The organism is Virgibacillus salexigens, from assembly GCF_014905415.1.
Taxonomy (GTDB): domain Bacteria; phylum Bacillota; class Bacilli; order Bacillales; family Amphibacillaceae; genus Virgibacillus; species Virgibacillus salexigens.
Genome location: NZ_BNEO01000001.1, coordinates 961659 through 980069 on the forward strand (window position 1 = coordinate 961659; position 18411 = coordinate 980069).

Sequence of the window (18411 nt, forward strand, 5' to 3'; positions counted from 1 at the left end):
CATTCTTTACCTATACACCTAAATGATAATTAACATGTTATTTTACTAGTACAAATAATAGTTGTTCAAACGTTTGTTTATCTTTTAAAACCCCAATAATAACACTATGTACCCCCATTTGAAGAAAATAGAGGGTACATTAGTGAGAATGCTTTCCTTTTATTATTTCAAACGATCTGGCAATGCATGAATGGATTCAATTAGAACATTTAATTTCCCCTCAATACGATGCAACAGATAGAAAGTTACCGCAATTGGAAAACCCACTTCCGTCATAAATGGGACCCATGTCTCCATGCCCTTATTCTCCTCCTTTTTAATAAAATAGACCGGAAGCCAAGCCACCGGTCTACCTGTTATGCATTCATTTATACGTCAAGATCAATTTCTTCTACAACACGCTCAACAATTCTTGCACTCTTCTTTGCAACAAGATCTCCCCCACTTGAAGTGAACGCATTTTGAGCAATGACCTGTTCCATTGCTGTATTCACATCAACGGAATTAGCTGGCTCAACTGGATGATCAATGCTATACGTGACTGTTTTACCTTCCACATTTTCAAACTTCAATTCGAGCTTTTTCAACTTGACTCCCCCTTCCCTTTTGGTTTTTTCCGTTATTCTGCCAAAATTTCCGATGTGTCTTTACGTTCAACCACCTCAAGTGGTAACTGTTGCAGGTTAGTAAAAGCCTCAGCGATGATATAAAGTTGTTCCGCAGTTGCAGCAGTTTTGACATTATTAAAGCTCTTTGTTTTGGTAACCATTTTTCCTGTGCTTTCATTGATACCATTGTCAAAGACCAACCACAATGAAGAATTGGTTAATTGAGAACTCGCCATGTAATCACCTCCCTCTAGCCTTACAATCGAAAGAAGTTAACGTAAAGTGGCAAATTCTCAAAATACTTTTGCATTTACGAATAGAATTTTTAATAGTAAAATAATGATTAGTATAATAGATGAGGTGTAAACATAGTGTTTGTCGAAAATCAACGAATGGGGAAGCGAAAACAGGAGAAGAGACGCAAACGAAGAAAACTGCTCATATATGCGGGAATCCCCCTCACACTAATTATAATAGCTGTTCTTTCCTATGGATATCATATTTATTCTACTGCACAAGATACTGCAGATGACTCCTATCAAAAAGTCGGTCGAGAAAATGAACAATCCCAATTGCGTCATACAGCTGTAAATCCAATTGAAGATAATGTATCCGTGCTTATTATCGGGGTAGATGACAGTGAAAACAGAGGATACAATGAAAAAAGCAGATCGGATGCATTATTATTAGCAACATTTAATAAAGAAGAAAACAGCGTGAAATTACTTAGTATCCCCCGAGACTCCTATGTTAATGTTCCAGAATACGGTTATACCAAGATTAATCATGCCCATTTTATTGGTGGCCCGAAGAAAACGATGGAGACTGTGGAAAAATTCATGAATATACCTGTTGATTATTATCTTCGAGTAAATTTTGAAGCGTTTATAGAAGTAGTCGATTCCTTAGGTGGAATTGAATATGATGTGCCCTTTCAAATGAGGGAAATGGATTCGAATGATAATCAAAATGCCATTCAGTTAAGCCCTGGCCTCCAACAATTAAATGGGGAAGAAACACTAGCACTTGCAAGAAGCCGTAAATATGATAGTGATGTTGAACGTGGTAAAAGACAACAAGAAATTATTAAAACCATTGTAAAAGAAGCCGCTTCTGCATCTTCTATTTTTAAACTAGACGATCTTATTCAAGCAGTTGGAAGTAATTTAAAGACCAATCTCTCCTTTGATGAAATGAAAAGTTTTATGAGTTACGGGATGAATACGGATCTAGTAATGAATACTGTTAACTTTGAAGGAACCGGTGGAAAATTAGACGATGGTCTCTGGTATTATCAAGTAGATCAAACGAGTAGAACAGCGATCGAGAATGAATTACGGACACATTTAGACCTGTCCACTTCAAATGCTGAACAATCAGAATACAATAGTACAACGGATGAGGCAATGTCTAATTCAACTACGAACAATTAATAAAAATAAGCGTGGCTAGTGAAAAGCCACGCTTAGTTAATACCTTCTCGAGTAAATTCGCAACATAAATTCCAGTACTGTTAGAATTCGTTTAAAGCGAAATGGTTGCTTTAACAATCGATACAACCATTCCAAGTTAAGATCGACCCACATTTGAGGAGCACGCTTCACCTCTCCCGCTAATACGTCAAAGACACCACCAATTCCCATAAATAATCCTTTATCAAATTTATCTTTATGTTTTACGATCCATTGCTCTTGTTTTGGTGAACCTAATGCTACAAAGATCATATCAGGTTGACTTTCCTTAATAGATTGAGCAAATGTTTCATCCTCAATATCGATATAGCCATGATGGTGTCCTGCAATTGTAATATTGGGGTAAGTTTTTTTTACTTCAGATACAGCCTTATAATTAATTTCTTCCTTCGCTCCTAAAAAATAGCAGCTTAGCCCTTGTTCATTCGCATAATTTAATAAGTCAAGCGTTAATTCATATCCAGTAACCCGTTCTTGCAACGGCTGCCGCTGATATTGAGCTGCCTTTAATATGCCTACACCATCCGGAACGATATAATTGGCAGCCTGTATAATTTGTCGATACGAATCGTTTTCTCTTGCCTTCATAACAATTTCTGGATTTGCAGTTACTACAAAACACTTCTGTTGGCGATTTAAATGAGGGATTAAGTGATGGGTTACAAATTCATCCCTCGTTGTACTAATAAAGGGAATATCCATAATTGTAACGGTACTCTCAAAATGCTTCATTCCTATGCAACCTTTCATGTGCGATAAACGTCTATTCAATAGAGCTTACAGAATTGTAATATACATGTTATTTACGAATACACATATTCGTAGTAAAATTAAACTTAGTTTTAAAAAAAAGCAAGAAAATTATCATTTATTATTGTTTAATATTACCATTATATATTTCGATTTTCTATTAATTATTTAAGGGTGAATATGAAAATGTCTAATAAAACAACGCGCACAAGAGTTGTTAGAAGAAAGAAAAGAAAATTAAGAAAAAGAGCATACTTTATACTATTGCCGCTTATCCTCGTCTTTCTAGGAGTAGCTAGTTATGCATCTTATTTATATATAAAAGCGGATAGCGTTCTATCTGACTCCTATGAAGATGATGGTAGAGAAAAATCCGATCTAAGAGAAAGCAAAGTCGACCCCAATGTAGACAATGTCTCTGTACTAATAATGGGGGTGGATGCAAGTGATCTGCGTAATAATGCAGATAATGCTCGGTCAGACACATTAATGGTAGCTACATTAAATAAAGATGACAAAAGTGTTAAATTACTAAGTATTCCACGTGACTCCTATGTATATATTCCAGAAGTTGGTTATAAAACAAAGATTAATCATGCTCATGCATACGGTGGAACCCAAGCAACAACAAAAACAGTGGAAGAATTATTAGATATTCCAATTGATTATTATGTCAAGGTTAATTTTGAAGCATTCATTGATGTGGTTAATGCTGTTGAAGGGGTTACTGTCGATGTTCCATATGAATTACACGAACAGAATTCAAAGGACGAAGCTGGAGCTATCCATTTACAACCAGGAGAACAACAGCTTAATGGGGAAGAAGCCCTTGCATTAGCGCGTACAAGGAAATTAGATAGCGATATCGAACGCGGAAAAAGACAGCAAGAAATTATTAAAGCAGTAATAAATAAGGCAATATCGCTTGATTCTGTAATGAAATATGATGATGTACTGGAAGCAGTTGGCAGCAATATGACTACGAATATGACGTTTAGTGAGATGAAAAGCTTTATCTCCTATGGTACCAAAGGGAAGAATCTTGATTTTGAAACCATGACCTTAGAAGGGCATGATTACCAACCAAACGGTACCTATTACTGGCAATTAGATGACATAGCCTTAGAAGAAACTCAAGAAACACTGAAGCGGCATTTGGATATCTCAACAAACAGTTCCTTAACGGATTCAAATAATCAATCGAATGAACAAAGTTCAGAAACAGAATCTTCTGTTTCCAATGATGGAACACAATAAATATCAAAAACCCTTCTGGTAATTTACCAGAAGGGTTAATTTTATGGTTTATGTTTAAGCGCTTTGAAAAAATTCGTTAATGGTTTATATTTGCTATTAATCAACTCTAAATTCTCAATCAATGCTTGTAGTGCCAGCATAGCAACTGCAAAAATAGCTACTGACCCCCATACCGTAGTCATGGAAAATAGTATTGCCGCTAAACTAAACATCGTACTTAAAGCATAAATAAACAGTACTGTATGTTTATGCGAGAACCCCATGTGTAATAATCGATGATGTAAATGCGAACTATCTGGACTAGATAACGGCTGTTTGTTTACATATCTTCTAATAATCGCAATAAGCGTATCCGAAATCGGAACTGCTAGGATAAATATTGGTATAATAAATGAAATTATCGTCACATTTTTAAACCCTAACAGCGCGAGTACAGCTATCATATAGCCTAAAAATAAGGCACCTGTATCCCCCATAAAAATCTTTGCGGGATAAAAATTGTAACGAAGAAATCCAACGATACTAAAAAACAATATCAGCGCCATCGTTGCTACGTACACATCACCCATGGATACTGCCATTCCTGCAATAGTAAATAATGCAATTGCTGATACACCAGCTGCCAGCCCATCTAGACCATCGATCAGATTGATAGCGTTAGTCACCCCAACAATCCAAAATACTGTTATCAATGAACTCATAAAACCAAATTCAATTTGGCCTCCAAACGGGAGATTTACAAACTCAATATGTAACCCCCCACCAAAAACGACAATACAGGCGATCCCAATTTGTATAATAAATTTGAATTTTGCCGATAAATCAGTAATATCGTCAAAAAATCCTAATACAATAATAAGAAAAGCCCCAATAATAATAGCGAAATGATAAGTGCTTGTTGGCTGTAATATAAGTAACCCCAGTAAAAAACTAAGAAAAATTGCTAAACCACCCAATGTCGGGATAGGTGCTTTATGAACTTTTCGAACATTTGGCTTATCGGTTGCATTTAATTTCTTTGAGAATTTAATAATAATTGGAGTTATTATGAGTGAAAATAACAGGGTCAGACAGGCTAGCAATGCTATTTCAAGCATGTAGCCCACCTCATTTAAAACAAATTTATACGTCACGATAATTAGTTACTTTTTTTCATGCTTCGATATACATTATAAATGTTTTCGGCAAAAATCTCCAATGTAAATTTGGCGGAAGCATGATTGTATAACTTTTCTCCCATTAATCGTAACATACCCCGTTTATAAAAAAATAATGCATCATTCATTGCCGCAATTAACTCCCTTGTATTCCCAGGCTTAATTCTCCAGCCAACAGACTTATCTACAACTAACTCACTAACACCTCCAACATCTGTCGAAATAACTGGTGTTTTTACTTTTGCTGATTCTAATAATACAAGTGGAAAACTTTCACTTAAAGAAGTAAGCAACGTTACATCTGCCAACTGATAAAGATGTTCAATATCATTACGATAACCTAAAAAATGAACGTGATCTGTGATCCCAAGTTCAGTAACCATCTTTTCTAGCTGCTGTTGCAGAGCACCCTCTCCAGCTAGCATGAGATGACAGTTACCAGCTGACTTCAACACTTCGGAAAATGCTTCCAAGGCAAAATGATGCCCTTTTACTTCCTCTAGTCTTGCTACCATTAAGAAGACAAAATCATCCTCTGCTATCCCAAAATCTTGTTTGCGATAATTGCATTCGACATGATGCGTAAAATCAATTCCATTTAGTGCAATAACAATTTTTGCTTCATCAATGCCAGCATCAATTAAGAAATCTTTAAAAGGATGAGAAATAGCAACTAATTTATCAGCTTGTCTCATCGCATTAACATTTAATTTGCTAAGTAACTTTCCATACATTCCCTTTCCCATAAAATCCAAAAATGGATTACTATGTATGGTAACCACCCATTGAAATGGTACAATCTTCCTTAATATATTTGCGTAAACGTTGGCTCTTGGGCCATGTGTGTGTATACAATGAATGTGTTCTTGTTGGATATACGATTTCATTTTGTGTATTAATGGAATGCTGAATCGGGAATTGCAAGAAAAATGAACAGTTTGAATACCTGATTCATTGGCACGCTTTAATAATTCTCCGTCTTCCATTACCCCAAGTACAAACTGCTCGTTATTAAATTCCTTCATTAAATTTAAGATATGGTACATTCCACCGCCTGTCTCATTTCCAGCGTTTAAATGTAATATTTTCATGAATTATCCACCCTCGATGTTTACTAGTAACTCAATATAACCAAGTGTGGTGGAAATTATAATCAGAAGTGAATATAAACAGAAATCGTGTCAATAATTGTATACGAAGGAATTAAAATTCAGGGGAAATCATATGAAAATAGATGCTTATACGCGAAATAAACTCATTTTTGTGCTAATTATCATACAACCGATTATCGATTTGTTAACATCATTCACATCACAATTCCCAATATCCATCGGTGCTTTCTTTCGAGCATTCACTATGATGGTATTATTCATTTCATTGTTCGTTATTTTTTATCGCACAGATAAAAAATTACTTTTCTTTTTATCTGCTGCTTTCTTAGGAATAGGAATTAGTTTTTTTCTAAATGCTTTTACGAAACCAAATTTTATATGGTTCTCCGAATTTAATTTCTACTTAAAGGCAAGTTACTTCATCGTAATTGTTTTTGCCATCATCTATGTCAATCAAAAAAAGTCGCTATATAAACATGACTTATACAAAGCTACAACCATTGCTAGCTTTATTGTTGGACTTTCCTATTGGTTGGCCATTATAACCGATACAAGTATGGACAGCTATCGATATTATACTTCTGGTCATTCTGGATGGTTTTTTTCAGCAAATGAACTAAGTGTCATTATCCTTATTTTATTCGGAATATTGAGTATCAACCTCATGTACAATAAACAATTATCTTCATGGATTGCTTATCTACTTCTATTAAGCATGATACCAATGATTGGCACAAAAACTGCCTTCTTAGGTGGTTTGATCCTAATTAGTATGCTCATTATCTATCATCTATGGAGATTAAAATTACAAATCTGGAAAGATATACATGCTTCTGCCTTATTCGTTATTCTCATCCTATTTTTTTGTCTCATTCCGTATACCCCAATGGGGACAAATACGCAGCCTGGATACGGACTTCCAGAAGATCAACTAGAAATAGATACCACTGAAGAAAAGGCAACTTCTTCCAAAACGGCACTTTTTTTTCATAAAGTGCTCAGTTCCAGGGATATCTTTTTTGTAGAAATAAAAGCGGATTATATGGAAGCAAATACCTTCCGAAAACTATTTGGGCTTGGATACGCGGGTGATTATCAGAAGGAGCCAAAATTAGTTGAGATGGACTTCTTTGATCTATTCTTTAGTTTTGGAGTGGTAGCAAGTAGTTTTATTCTCTTGCCTATCATCATCTTAGGGAAACAATTACTCCTTTCCTTCGCTCTAACCGTAGAACATCTCTTTCTATTCGTCATCATTGGTCTAAGTCTTGGAATAGCTTTTTTAGCAGGTCACGTCCTTTTTGCACCATCTGTGATATCTTATCTTGCTATTCCACTTTTGCTTTTAGGAGTCGATGAATATGATTACACCGAAACTAGTAAGCTTCATAATTCCTGTTTATAATGCAGAACATTCCTTGTTCCCTTGTGTCCAGAGTATCTTAGGACAAATGTATCATCCTATTGAAATCATTCTAATTAATGATGGCTCAACAGATCACAGTAAAGATTTATGTAATAAATTGGCGGAAGTGTATGCATCCATTCATGTCATTCATCAAGAAAATACAGGTGTATCTCAAGCGAGAAATAGAGGTATCCGAGAAGCTAATGGAGAGTATATACAATTTGTTGATGCAGATGATTATATCGATTCCATGATGACTAAAAAACTCGTGCAAGCGATGAAGTCAAACAAGAAATGCGAACTTGTCATTTGTGGTTATGAAGCAATCACAACAAAAACAAGCCGAAAAAAATATACACCATGTATCGAAGGCATGTTAAAAAATAATAGGTATCTTACTCATATTGGTGAGTTATATAAACAAATTATCCTACCATCTCCCTGCAACAAATTATACCGTACCGATATCATACGCGAACATCAGCTATCTTTTACGGATAAACTATCAAATGGAGAAGATTTGCTATTTAACTTAGACTACTTGCGTCATTGCAAGCATATTCATATCATTGGTGATACGCTTTATAAATATCTAATGAAAGATTCCTATTCCCTATCTCGAAGATACCGTAAAGACTATCTTCAAGAACAACAGCGCCTACTAGAAGAAGTCACTCGGTTTCTAAGAGAGAAAAGGGCGTTAACGACAAAAAATCAGCAAGTCATAGGCGAAATTTATGCGAATAGTATTATTAATGCGTTGACCAATCTGTTTCATCCAGATAACTCGATGCCTCGCAATAGAAAAAAAGAACAAATGGATGACATACTTCTTACCGCCAAACGAAATGTCGACATGAAGTATTTTCGAGGAACATCTCAAAAACGGTTAGTAAGTATGTTAATTCGCCTTCGAGCTACCTATGGGCTCTATGCTTTTTTTCGAGTTAAGCCATTTCTCCAACATCAGCAACGGGTACTATCTACTATTGTAAAGAAGGTAAAACATGAGTAACTACCATGTCCAGCAAATAATTTAGGAAACACCAGTTACTGAGGAGGTTGTTTATGAACAATATCATGCTTTATGCTTACACCCAACATAATTTAGGAGATGATTTATTCATCAAAATCCTTTGTGATCGCTACCCAAATACAACCTTCCATTTACTTGCCCCTCGTGACTATGACAAGACATTTTTAAAATTAAAGAATTTGAACATTATCCCACGTGATTCGCTTTTTTTTCGTGGGGGAAATTGGCTAGCAACAAAGATGAATCAGCAACAACTACTCTCTGCTTTCCTATCAAGGGAATGTGATGCAGTCGTTTATGCAGGTGGTTCATTGTTTATTCAACATGCTGACTGGAAAAGGCAAATGAAACAAGTAAAAGCAATGTATATAAAGGAGAAGCCTTTCTTTTTATTAGGGGCGAACTTTGGTCCGCATTCAGATCAGGCTTTCCTAATGGAGTATCATCAATTATTTCAACAATTCACCGATATCTGCTTTCGCGATCAGTATTCGTATACATTATTTAATGATCTACCTAATGTTAGAGTTGCTACAGATATGGCTTTTCAGTTAGAAACAACGGATACAAAAACAGCGTCAATGATGTCGGTTATTATTTCCGTAATAAAGCCATCGATTAGATCATCATTGCGTGGATACGATGCTATTTACTATAACAAGGTAAGTGAAATTGCGCGTTATTTTATGATTCAAGGATATACTGTAACGTTGATGTCCTTCTGTGGTTATGAACGAGACCATGAAGCAATCAACAGCATTATCCATTTGTTATCAGATGATGAGAAAAATCAGATTCGCACCTTCTATTATCAATATAAATTGGAAGAAGCTTTAACGCTCCTTTCATCATCGGCTTTTATTGTGGCTACAAGGTTTCACTCCATGATATTAGGCTGGTTATTTCAAAAACCTGTATTTCCAATCGTTTATAGCAGTAAAATGACGAATATTTTAAACGACATAAATTTTCAAGGGAGCTATACTACCTTCGATGGCTTAAAGAATTTAAAAGCGGAGAATGTTTATGAGAGTGTAAACACGAATACAGTTGATATCTCGAATCAAATTTCTAAGGCAGGTAAACAATTTTTCCAACTAGATTCGTATTTAAAAACCAAGACGTAAAGGACTGGTTATCATGGCCAAAGGAGAAAAACTAGCAAAAGATACAATGTTATATGGTATTGCTACGTTTGGTTCGAAAGTACTTGTTTTTTTCATGCTGCCAGTTTATACACATTATTTCACCACGGAAGAATACGGAACATGGGACATAGTCCTTACTACTTCCAGTTTGCTAGCTCCATTTATTAGCTTTGAATTGGTTTCAGCTGTCTATCGTTGGTTAATTGTTGAAAGAGATAAACAACAACAAATAAAGATTATTACGAGTGGTACCATTGCTTTAGTACGAAACCTGCTTTGCTTCACAATCCTAGCTTTCATATGCCTTGCATTTATTTCCATTCCCTATGGAATGCTAACCTTACTATTAATTAATGTTGTTATTATCAATAGCTATATGCAGCAATGTGCTAGAGGACTAGGTTTCAATATCTTATTTGCTTCACTTGGATTGTTACAAACAACGATACATATCCTGCTTATTCTCCTATTCTTATTTGGATTTCAGATGCGTATCGAAGCGTTCTTCTATGCTTATATTCTTGCTAATATGGCAGCAATCCTTCTCGCCTGGATATTGATGCGTTTTCATCGGTTTTTATCTCTTCAAACCTACTCGAAATCGTTAATTAAATCCTTTTTAGCCTACGCTATTCCAATTATTCCTGGAGCAATAAGTTGGTGGGTGATGAATGCCTCTGATCGGTTTATTATTGTACGTTTCTTAGGCATTGATTTCAATGGTCTATATGCGGTCGCAAACCAAATCCCTGCAATTCTTATTATGATCAGTACGGTATTTAACTTAGCTTGGAAGGACAGTGCCATTGTTTATTTTAATGAATCCGATAAAGATAATTATTATACGAATGTATTTCAGCATTTCTTCCGCTTACTTGCTACATCGGTTATTTGTATAACCCTTCTCACCAAGCCAATCTTTTCGATCTTTATCTCAGAAAAGTTCATTGAATCATGGCAATACACAGGCTTGTTATTAGTAGGAACGATGTTTAGCGCTTTCTCGTTGTTTTGGAGCGCTGGCTTTCATGGTGCCAAAAAGACCAACGTTATATTTATTACTTCCATCATCGGTGCAATCGTAAATATTCTCATCCATATTTTATTTATTCATTTTATCGGTTTATACGCAGCTGCTTGGTCCACGGTAATTGCATTTTTTATCACCTGGATTATTCGTGTACATACTTGTCGGCCGTATTTTACAATTCGCTTAAATCGAAAAGATATGCTGATTCTATTCCCACTGTTGTTCGTCGCAATCCTAGCACCTTACTTTGTAGGAACAGGAGAGTTAGGCTTGCTTACTGGATTGTCCATCATCCTGTTTTTGGCTTATAATAAGCCTATTATCATCGGAGTAACAAAGCTGCTTGTTCATCGGTTTAAAGATTCGAGAGACACATGATCTATGTTATACTTTCACTACGAAAAAGTTAGGGAGATGGACAAATGACATTAAATTTTGCACATAGAGGTTCGTTAACAGAGGCACCTGAAAATACATTACCTGCTTTTCAACAGGCATTAGTACATGGCGCAAAGGCGATTGAACTAGATGTTCAACTTACGAAGGATAACTATCTTGTTGTTTGCCATGACCATAAATTATCACGGTTCAACCCATCAGCCAATCAGCGAATCATTGATGTCACGTTAGAAGAATTAAAGCAAATAGATGTTAGTGCTTCGTTCGGGGACAATTTCAGCGCGGTTACCATACCAACTCTTGATGAAGTATTAGAGGATTGCCCAAATGATATCTTCTTAAATATTGAAATCAAGAACATTCCTGTTATTTACAACAAGATTGAAGAACGACTCATCCATTGCTTATCGGAACATAATCGTTTTAATAATATAGTGATCTCCTCGTTTGATCATGTCGCTTTAAAAAACATACAAACAGTCGTTCCAAGTGTACCTTTAGGAATGTTGTTTTACTATCGAATCCTCAACCCTTGGGAATATGCGAAGCAAAGTGGATTAAACATTACAAGTATTCACCCAAATCATGTCTATACGGATCAGCACTTTATCGAACAATGCCATGCCAATGGTTATCAGGTATATCCATTTACTGTGAACAAAAAAGAAAGGTATCATGAATTAGTCTCTTATGGTGTAGATGGTGTGTTTTCTAATAACCCGGAAATATTCTCACAAACGAAAGCATAACAAAACCCAAGCAGCTGACTTTGGATAAAGTTAGCTGCTTGGGTTTTATAGCGGGCAAATCAAAGAGAACAACGCTCTCATAGATTATCCCTTATTTTATATCTTCTAAAAAACGCTGATGTATCCAGACGCTATTTCCTTCTAGGATACCATTATACCAAAGGTTTTTCCCTATTTTAATCGTTCGATTTACAACAAATTCTTTTCCTCTAAACGCTCCAAGATCATCATAGACTAAGTTCCTTTTACCACCCCATGGGCGTTCAAAAGCCTGGCCAGCCCCCATTATAGAGTACCGCTTTTTATCAGAATCTATTAATACTTCATCTTTACTATTGACATCATTTGCTTTCATCCAACCTACTATTCCTTTTTCACCACTCGGCTCGTTACTTAGTAAATAAAAAACGCTATTGCTAAATTTCGCTTCTCTTTTTATATAGTATACGCAATTCTTATAGTCCTCAGAGGGAACTCTATCTTGTTTATTCGTAGACAGATGAGAATAAATAAATGAACGATTAGCATTTATATGCCCTATCTTTGATATAGGTTGGATAATAAATTTTCCTCTATTCTCAAAAGGATGATGTTCGTCAATAATTGCTTGATTTTCATCAGAATCGTTAGTATCTTCCGCTAAGGGGTCTATTCGATAAAGTTTATATTCTTCTTTTTCCTTTTTGGACATTTTTTTCCATTTATTTAGGAACGCTTCATACTTTGGTATTACTTCTTTTACTGGACCAAAATCTTTCACTTTTCCATATTCTAGCCAAAGTATTTTTTCACAAAACTGCTTCATCTGACCAATAGAATGACTTACAAAAATCATGGTTTTTCCTTGTTTTTTAAATTCTTTCATTTTATTTAAACTTTTCTCTGCGAAAGCTTTATCACCAACGGATAAGGCTTCATCAATAATTAGAATATCAGGATCAACGGTAACAGAAATTGCAAAACCTAGTCTTGATTTCATTCCGCTTGAATAGGATTTCACAGGCTGATCAATAAAATTTTCTAATTCTGCAAATTCAATAATTTCTGGTTCAAGCTTTTTAATATCATTTTTACTGAACCCAAGCATTAATAACTTTAGCTCAATATTATCCCTGCCCGTAAGATCATTTTTCAAACCAGCAGAAACAGCTATTAACGCAACTTCTCCTGAAATATCGACGTTACCATCAGTTTCTGGAACGATACCCGCTAAAATATTGGATAATGTTGACTTACCAGATCCGTTTACACCGACAAAGCCAATAATGTCTCCTTTTTCAGCTTCAAAATCTACTCCATTAAGCGCATAAAAATCTTCCCCATAGCTTTTAGGAGTTAACAGATCCAACAACCGTTCTCGAGAACCATTATATAACTTGTATTTTTTTTTAATGCCTTTTGCAACTATTGCCTTTTCCATACGAGATCACAAGCCTTTATAAATAATCAATAAAATGTTTACGAAATTTAACATGTAACATAGAGCCAAACATGAATAGTACAATTACGAATACCCAGAAAATTAAACTGTATTCCCAATTAGTAATAAAATGCCATTCCGTACCAAATAAAGCAGCTCGGTACCCCTCAATTAGATAATAGAGTGGATTTAATTTTAAAATCGTTAATATCTCTGGAAACTCATCGCCAACTATACTTAATGGCCACAAGACACCTGATACATAAAGGAACATTCGAAGTACAGAATTAAGTAACATATGAACATCCCTAACAATCGTCGATAATGTTGAAGTTATTAAAGATAAAGCAAAGATTAAAGCGATTGCTGCAAAGATATAATAAATCAATTGTAGATAGTAGATGGAAACATATTCTCCCATACTATTTAACAGGATAATTGAAATCCCTAACATGATAAGATGGACATAAAATTGGGAAAAAATAACATACCCTGGAATAATACTCATCGGGAAATTCATTTTGGACAGCATCTTGAGACGCGAGTAAATGGATTTCGATCCTTGGATGGTTCCTTGGTAGAAGAATATCCAAAGAAAGAAACCCGCTAACAGCCAAGGGAAGAAATCAATTTCCCGGCCATCAGCCAATACGATGCCTTCTCTACTTCTAAGTGTTGTAAATACAAACCAGTAAATAGCGATTTGTATTGCTGGGTTAAATATTTCCCATAGTATGCCTAAATAATTATTTTTGTTTTTATTTTTTAATTCATATATAGAAAGCCTTCTAATCAGATAGAAGTTTTCTATTTGCTCCTTCATAACCTTCAATGCAGATTTCATACGTATATCCTTTCAGAGTATAAAATATACTGTCTACTTTTTACGTTATTAAATTATACAAGTAATAATTATAAAACACAATGAAAAATCAGGCCTGCAATAAAGGCCTGATTTTTGAGCTATTGTTGAAAGACATCTTCTACCACTCTTTTACTCGCTTGGCCATCCTCTAGATAACAGAACCTGTTATAAAATTCCTCTGTGATTGTTGAAGGGATAAAACCATTTTCCTTTATTGCTAATACTTCGTTAATAATTTCTTCTGTAGTTTTCACTAAAGGTCCCGGTGCTTTTTGTTCGAAATCAAAGTAAAAACCTCTTAAATTATCCCGATAATCTTCTATATCGTACACATAAAAAAGCATTGGCCTCTTCAAATTAGCATAGTCAAAAAACACAGAAGAATAGTCTGTAATTAATAAATCAGCAATTAAATAAAGTTCTCTAATATCTTCATGATGGGAAAAATCATAGACAAAACCTTCATACCCTGTCAAATCTAAATTTTCAGCTACCAAATAATGAAGCCTTAATACAATAATATATTCATCACCAAGTTGTTCATTCATTCGGTCTAAGTCCATTTGTAAATCAAACTTATACTTCCCTTTTGAGTAGAACTGGTTATCTCTCCATGTAGGGGCGTACAATATTATTTTTTTATCTAAAGGTAAGTTTGCTACTTTTTTTATGTTATTTACACTCTCTTGGTTATTCGAATTGATTAAAAAATCGTTTCTCGGGTATCCCGATTCAATAACATTTTTTTCAAACTGAAATGCTCGTTTAAAAATTACCGTTGAGTAAGCATTTGGAGAAACTAAAAAATCCCATTTGCTTGCTTCTTTGATGAAATTTTCCTTATATTTTGTTGTGTTCGTACCAGGCATATGAACTTCATCCATATCCGCAGCTAACCGTTTTAAAGGGGTTCCATGCCACGTTTGTAAATATTTCGTATGTTTTGGTTTTGGAATCCATAAAGGCAAACGACTATTAGAAACCCAATATTCCGCTCTTGCCATTAATAATAGCCACTTTATCGAAAATCTTCTGACTGCTTGTACATCCCTGTCATTAAAGACCTGTTCATGTCGCCTATCCATGCTCCAGTACATATCATAATTCATATTATTTGCTGCCATATATTCATATATTGCTCTTGGGCTATCACTAAATTGTTTGCCATGGAAGCTTTCAAAGATAATTGTGTTTTTCTTTCTTGGCAATTTTGAGATCAATGAAAAAGCCTTTTTATATATTACCCGTAGTTTTCTACTTCTTCTTATTTTGACCCATTTCTTTTTCATATTTCGAATCACTTCATTCTTCAAATTATACTTTGATACCTGAACTGATAAATATTTTGACTTCTTTGTAGGCTTTACAACAATTTTGACTTTTTGGTTTTGCAAATTAATAATTTGCCTCGTAGCTCTATTTTCAAGATGATTAACCCGTATTCTAGTACTTTTCACTTCATAATTCTGACCTTTATATTTATAGTCCATTACCAAATAAAATTTTAAATATAGTTTATTGTCTATTTCATTTATAAAATCCTTTAAATTACATTGGCCTTTGATACCAGTATTCGATATATTTGAATTGCCTTCGTATTTTTCGACTAAATCTTCTCTTTTAAACCGCTCTATAGGTAATTCGATGTCTTCTTCATCCAGATTACTTGTCATTACTAACTTAAGGTTCGTAATTTGAACTTCATTTGTTTTATAATACGGCGGAAAATTAAAGTATCCTGAAAAAGAAAATGTATCATTGACTAAATTAACTGTTTCAAACTTTGAATATAAAATAAAATCATTTATCCTAAATGATATTTTCCCATTTCGAGTAGTGTAAGGATAGAACATTTTCTTTTCTTCTTCTAGTACTGTAGTTAAAAAACGAATATTTTCATAATTACTCTTTACTCTAGTTTGCTTGATATCTTCTTCATCGTTTTTGCGAACAAAGTATAGATCCCAAATACTATTCTCAAAAAAGGTTTGTCGATAGTCATTAAAAGGGATGGTACATTCAAATATGACAAATTCTTGCACCGCTTCCAATTTAGAAAAATTCAATCGTAATTGTTTATTATTATAACGTTCTTCTAGTATAAAGTAATATTCTTCTACCTCTTGTAGCAGACGATCTTTAATCGCTATTGTGAAATTATAGATATTATCATGAAGCGTAAAGTTAATAATTTGGTTATTTTTCATATTATCCAAAACCATGTTACAAGTAAGGCTCCTCTCTGTGGCTGACTAACAATATTATATGGGGAAAATTTTTTATTAGCAAATATCTTTTTGTTCTAGTATGTACAATGTATACTACAAAGCTAAGTAGCCCACATAAGGATGCGGACTACTTAGCTGCAACGTAACTGGATTACAATAAATTAGTAGGTTCTTAATTTAATTATTGATATAATTCAAGCCAATTCCTTCTATATTTTTCCTCACTAAATCTTTCATTTACATCCAATGCATTTGAAGACAATTCACTACGAAAATCCTCATCTTGCATTACTTTAATTATTTTTTGTGCAAGTTCTTCTCTATTACCTTCTTCAACTAGAGACCCGTTCGTCCCGTTTGTAATTATATCGCTTGGTCCATATTTAATCTTATATGCAATTACCGGAGTTCCAACTGCCATACTTTCTGTTATCACCATCGCAAATCCTTCTTGCCTTGAAGTTAAAATGGAACAGGCTGCTTCTTTGTATGCTTGTTGTGGGCTGCTTGTAAAAGGTTTTAAATAGACATTATTCTGTAATCCAAGCTTGTTAATTAACGTTTGTAATTGATCTTTCATTTCACCATATCCATAGATATAGTATTTGGCTTCAGGTACCTTTTCTATCACATACTTAAAAGCATGGATAGCTTCATCAAGGCGTTTATCCTCATGATATCTGGCTAAGGTTACTGCAAGCTTTGCGTCTTGTGGAACTGTACTTTTTAATATATTTTCATCTTTTATATATGTTGAATGAGGAATAACTGTAAAGTTTTCCTGTTTACCATATACAGATTCTACGTCTTGTTTTTGCTCATTTGTTAAAAATACTACTTTATCAAGATATTTGGCATTTTCAAAAAGAAAATGACTGCCTGGTTTGATGTTATTTATATTACTGTAAGGCTTACTCAAATGACTTGTGTGCAATACTTCTATTTTCTTTATATTCTCATGTTCAACATTCACTAATAATTTCGTAAACCTTCTCAGTTCACTAGATACTACAGGATATTCATAATTATTTAAGATAGTATTCAACCATCCTAAATGACAATCGTAGATGGAAGAATATTCTCTTGGATTATCAAAAAAAGTTACTACCCTTCCCTCTTTTTGAGTTTTCGGATTTACATGTACACTTAAAAAGCATTCCTCTTTATTATCAAAGTACTGGTCATATCGAGGTTTATTGTTAACATTATCCATATATCTCGTTCTTACTAAGAGACCATCTCCATTGAATTCTTCCCGCCGTTTTCTTTTCCCGCTTTCATCCATATAATCAATAAACTTCAAGGAACCATTTGGATTAAACCTTTTATATTTAACATATAAACCATCTTTATAATACCGGTATGATGGCTCTGTCTTTTTATCCTCAACCGGAAAATGTAAAAACCCCTTTTCTTCTACTTTTTGATCTTGCCTTTTCTTTTTTCTAGTACTTTTATTAGGTTTTAAGTCTTCAAAGAAGTTATATACCGTAACTTTTTTATTTAAAATCTTTTGTTTATAGAGCTGCTGAATAATTTGGTTATGATTTTGTTGATAAAGAAAAGTTATTATAATAACTTCTTTGTGATGTTCAGCAAGAAGATTAGCACGTTTTATGGAAGCTTTCGTTACGCCACCTCGTTGAACATCTAAAGAACTAACAATAATAACTGGTGTAATTTTTTTCAATTTAAGTTCCCCTTTTCCCATTTAAATAACAAAGCTTTAAACGAAGGAATTTATACTGCTTTTTTACTCTAGCTAGTTATTC

The 18411-nt window shown here is 34.3% G+C and carries 17 protein-coding genes and 1 pseudogene; 7 read left to right on the forward strand and 11 right to left on the reverse strand.

Annotated features, from left to right (window positions below; all coding sequences use genetic code 11):
- Nucleotides 1-162 precede the first annotated feature (162 nt).
- The 3 genes from JKP73_RS04305 to JKP73_RS04315 all read right to left on the reverse strand — a co-directional run bounded on the left by JKP73_RS04305 (nucleotide 163) and on the right by JKP73_RS04315 (nucleotide 844).
- The gene (locus JKP73_RS04305) at nucleotides 163-297 is read right to left on the reverse strand and encodes a YvrJ family protein (protein WP_021289728.1); all 135 of its coding nucleotides are present in this window, start codon (nucleotides 295-297) and stop codon (nucleotides 163-165) included.
- 71 nt (nucleotides 298-368) lie between these two features.
- Nucleotides 369-587, reverse strand: a complete 219-nt coding sequence (locus JKP73_RS04310) for a DUF2922 domain-containing protein (protein WP_021289729.1) — start codon at nucleotides 585-587, stop codon at nucleotides 369-371.
- A gap of 32 nt (nucleotides 588-619) precedes the next feature.
- On the reverse strand, nucleotides 620-844 hold the full coding sequence (locus tag JKP73_RS04315; RefSeq protein ID WP_038242320.1) for a DUF1659 domain-containing protein: 225 nt from the start codon (nucleotides 842-844) through the stop codon (nucleotides 620-622).
- A 135-nt stretch (nucleotides 845-979) separates the two neighbouring features.
- Between JKP73_RS04315 and JKP73_RS04320 the strand changes: the two genes are divergently transcribed.
- On the forward strand, nucleotides 980-2041 hold the full coding sequence (locus JKP73_RS04320) for an LCP family protein (protein ID WP_021289731.1): 1062 nt from the start codon (nucleotides 980-982) through the stop codon (nucleotides 2039-2041).
- Between the two features lie 36 nt (nucleotides 2042-2077).
- Here the strand turns inward: JKP73_RS04320 and JKP73_RS04325 are convergent, their stop codons facing one another.
- Nucleotides 2078-2812 carry a WecB/TagA/CpsF family glycosyltransferase gene (locus JKP73_RS04325; protein WP_200410950.1) on the reverse strand — a complete coding sequence of 245 codons (735 nt, stop codon included), beginning with the start codon at nucleotides 2810-2812 and terminating at the stop codon, nucleotides 2078-2080.
- A gap of 204 nt (nucleotides 2813-3016) precedes the next feature.
- On the opposite strand from JKP73_RS04325, the gene JKP73_RS04330 reads away from it, so the two are divergent.
- Entirely contained in the window at nucleotides 3017-4087 is a 1071-nt protein-coding gene (locus JKP73_RS04330) for an LCP family protein (RefSeq protein WP_038242316.1), read from the forward strand.
- 41 nt (nucleotides 4088-4128) lie between these two features.
- On the opposite strand, the gene JKP73_RS04335 is transcribed toward JKP73_RS04330, so the two are convergent.
- Nucleotides 4129-5184: a glycosyltransferase family 4 protein gene (locus JKP73_RS04335; protein WP_038242314.1), complete on the reverse strand. Its 1056-nt coding sequence runs from the start codon at nucleotides 5182-5184 to the stop codon at nucleotides 4129-4131.
- Nucleotides 5185-5225: 41 nt separating this feature from the next.
- Nucleotides 5226-6335 carry a glycosyltransferase family 4 protein gene (locus JKP73_RS04340; RefSeq protein ID WP_021289735.1) on the reverse strand — a complete coding sequence of 370 codons (1110 nt, stop codon included), beginning with the start codon at nucleotides 6333-6335 and terminating at the stop codon, nucleotides 5226-5228.
- A 133-nt stretch (nucleotides 6336-6468) separates the two neighbouring features.
- On the opposite strand from JKP73_RS04340, the gene JKP73_RS04345 reads away from it, so the two are divergent.
- Genes JKP73_RS04345 through JKP73_RS04365 form a run of 5 tightly spaced genes read left to right on the forward strand, consistent with a single transcriptional unit; the run spans nucleotide 6469 to nucleotide 12126 of the window.
- Nucleotides 6469-7761, forward strand: coding sequence for an O-antigen ligase family protein (locus tag JKP73_RS04345; protein ID WP_160806804.1), 1293 nt, complete (start codon nucleotides 6469-6471; stop codon nucleotides 7759-7761).
- Entirely contained in the window at nucleotides 7718-8779 is a 1062-nt protein-coding gene (locus tag JKP73_RS04350; RefSeq protein ID WP_051739005.1) for a glycosyltransferase family 2 protein, read from the forward strand. The genes JKP73_RS04345 and JKP73_RS04350 overlap by 44 nt, the downstream gene beginning before the upstream one ends.
- Nucleotides 8780-8832: 53 nt before the next feature.
- Nucleotides 8833-9927 carry a polysaccharide pyruvyl transferase family protein gene (locus JKP73_RS04355; protein WP_021289738.1) on the forward strand — a complete coding sequence of 365 codons (1095 nt, stop codon included), beginning with the start codon at nucleotides 8833-8835 and terminating at the stop codon, nucleotides 9925-9927.
- Between the two features lie 13 nt (nucleotides 9928-9940).
- Nucleotides 9941-11356, forward strand: a complete 1416-nt coding sequence (locus JKP73_RS04360; RefSeq protein WP_160806805.1) for a lipopolysaccharide biosynthesis protein — start codon at nucleotides 9941-9943, stop codon at nucleotides 11354-11356.
- Between the two features lie 44 nt (nucleotides 11357-11400).
- On the forward strand, nucleotides 11401-12126 hold the full coding sequence (locus JKP73_RS04365) for a glycerophosphodiester phosphodiesterase (protein WP_021289740.1): 726 nt from the start codon (nucleotides 11401-11403) through the stop codon (nucleotides 12124-12126).
- Between the two features lie 91 nt (nucleotides 12127-12217).
- Here JKP73_RS04365 and JKP73_RS23715 read toward each other — a convergent pair whose 3' ends face one another.
- The 5 genes and pseudogenes from JKP73_RS23715 to JKP73_RS04385 all read right to left on the reverse strand — a co-directional run bounded on the left by JKP73_RS23715 (nucleotide 12218) and on the right by JKP73_RS04385 (nucleotide 18329).
- Nucleotides 12218-12778: a GW dipeptide domain-containing protein gene (locus JKP73_RS23715; protein ID WP_234447072.1), complete on the reverse strand. Its 561-nt coding sequence runs from the start codon at nucleotides 12776-12778 to the stop codon at nucleotides 12218-12220.
- A 9-nt stretch (nucleotides 12779-12787) separates the two neighbouring features.
- A pseudogene (tagH, locus tag JKP73_RS23720) lies at nucleotides 12788-13546 on the reverse strand (teichoic acids export ABC transporter ATP-binding subunit TagH); the annotation flags it as partial.
- Between the two features lie 16 nt (nucleotides 13547-13562).
- Nucleotides 13563-14390 (reverse strand): ABC transporter permease, encoded by an 828-nt coding sequence (locus JKP73_RS04375; protein WP_021289742.1) that lies wholly within the window; start codon nucleotides 14388-14390, stop codon nucleotides 13563-13565.
- Nucleotides 14391-14509: 119 nt separating this feature from the next.
- Nucleotides 14510-16618, reverse strand: coding sequence for a CDP-glycerol glycerophosphotransferase family protein (locus JKP73_RS23480; protein ID WP_308436479.1), 2109 nt, complete (start codon nucleotides 16616-16618; stop codon nucleotides 14510-14512).
- Nucleotides 16619-16820: 202 nt separating this feature from the next.
- On the reverse strand, nucleotides 16821-18329 hold the full coding sequence (locus tag JKP73_RS04385) for a glycosyltransferase (protein WP_021289744.1): 1509 nt from the start codon (nucleotides 18327-18329) through the stop codon (nucleotides 16821-16823).
- Nucleotides 18330-18411 lie beyond the last annotated feature (82 nt).

Coding starts and splice junctions, on each gene's coding strand:
- JKP73_RS23480 (WP_308436479.1), bottom strand. CDS start 16,618: ATGAAAAATAACCAAATTATTAACTTTACGCTTCATGATAATATCTAT.
- JKP73_RS04305 (WP_021289728.1), bottom strand. CDS start 297: ATGGAGACATGGGTCCCATTTATGACGGAAGTGGGTTTTCCAATTGCG.
- JKP73_RS04360 (WP_160806805.1), top strand. CDS start 9,941: ATGGCCAAAGGAGAAAAACTAGCAAAAGATACAATGTTATATGGTATT.
- JKP73_RS04330 (WP_038242316.1), top strand. CDS start 3,017: ATGTCTAATAAAACAACGCGCACAAGAGTTGTTAGAAGAAAGAAAAGA.
- JKP73_RS04315 (WP_038242320.1), bottom strand. CDS start 844: ATGGCGAGTTCTCAATTAACCAATTCTTCATTGTGGTTGGTCTTTGAC.
- JKP73_RS04335 (WP_038242314.1), bottom strand. CDS start 5,184: ATGCTTGAAATAGCATTGCTAGCCTGTCTGACCCTGTTATTTTCACTC.
- JKP73_RS04350 (WP_051739005.1), top strand. CDS start 7,718: ATGATTACACCGAAACTAGTAAGCTTCATAATTCCTGTTTATAATGCA.
- JKP73_RS04365 (WP_021289740.1), top strand. CDS start 11,401: ATGACATTAAATTTTGCACATAGAGGTTCGTTAACAGAGGCACCTGAA.
- JKP73_RS04355 (WP_021289738.1), top strand. CDS start 8,833: ATGAACAATATCATGCTTTATGCTTACACCCAACATAATTTAGGAGAT.
- JKP73_RS04375 (WP_021289742.1), bottom strand. CDS start 14,390: ATGAAATCTGCATTGAAGGTTATGAAGGAGCAAATAGAAAACTTCTAT.
- JKP73_RS04345 (WP_160806804.1), top strand. CDS start 6,469: ATGAAAATAGATGCTTATACGCGAAATAAACTCATTTTTGTGCTAATT.
- JKP73_RS04340 (WP_021289735.1), bottom strand. CDS start 6,335: ATGAAAATATTACATTTAAACGCTGGAAATGAGACAGGCGGTGGAATG.
- JKP73_RS04325 (WP_200410950.1), bottom strand. CDS start 2,812: ATGAAGCATTTTGAGAGTACCGTTACAATTATGGATATTCCCTTTATT.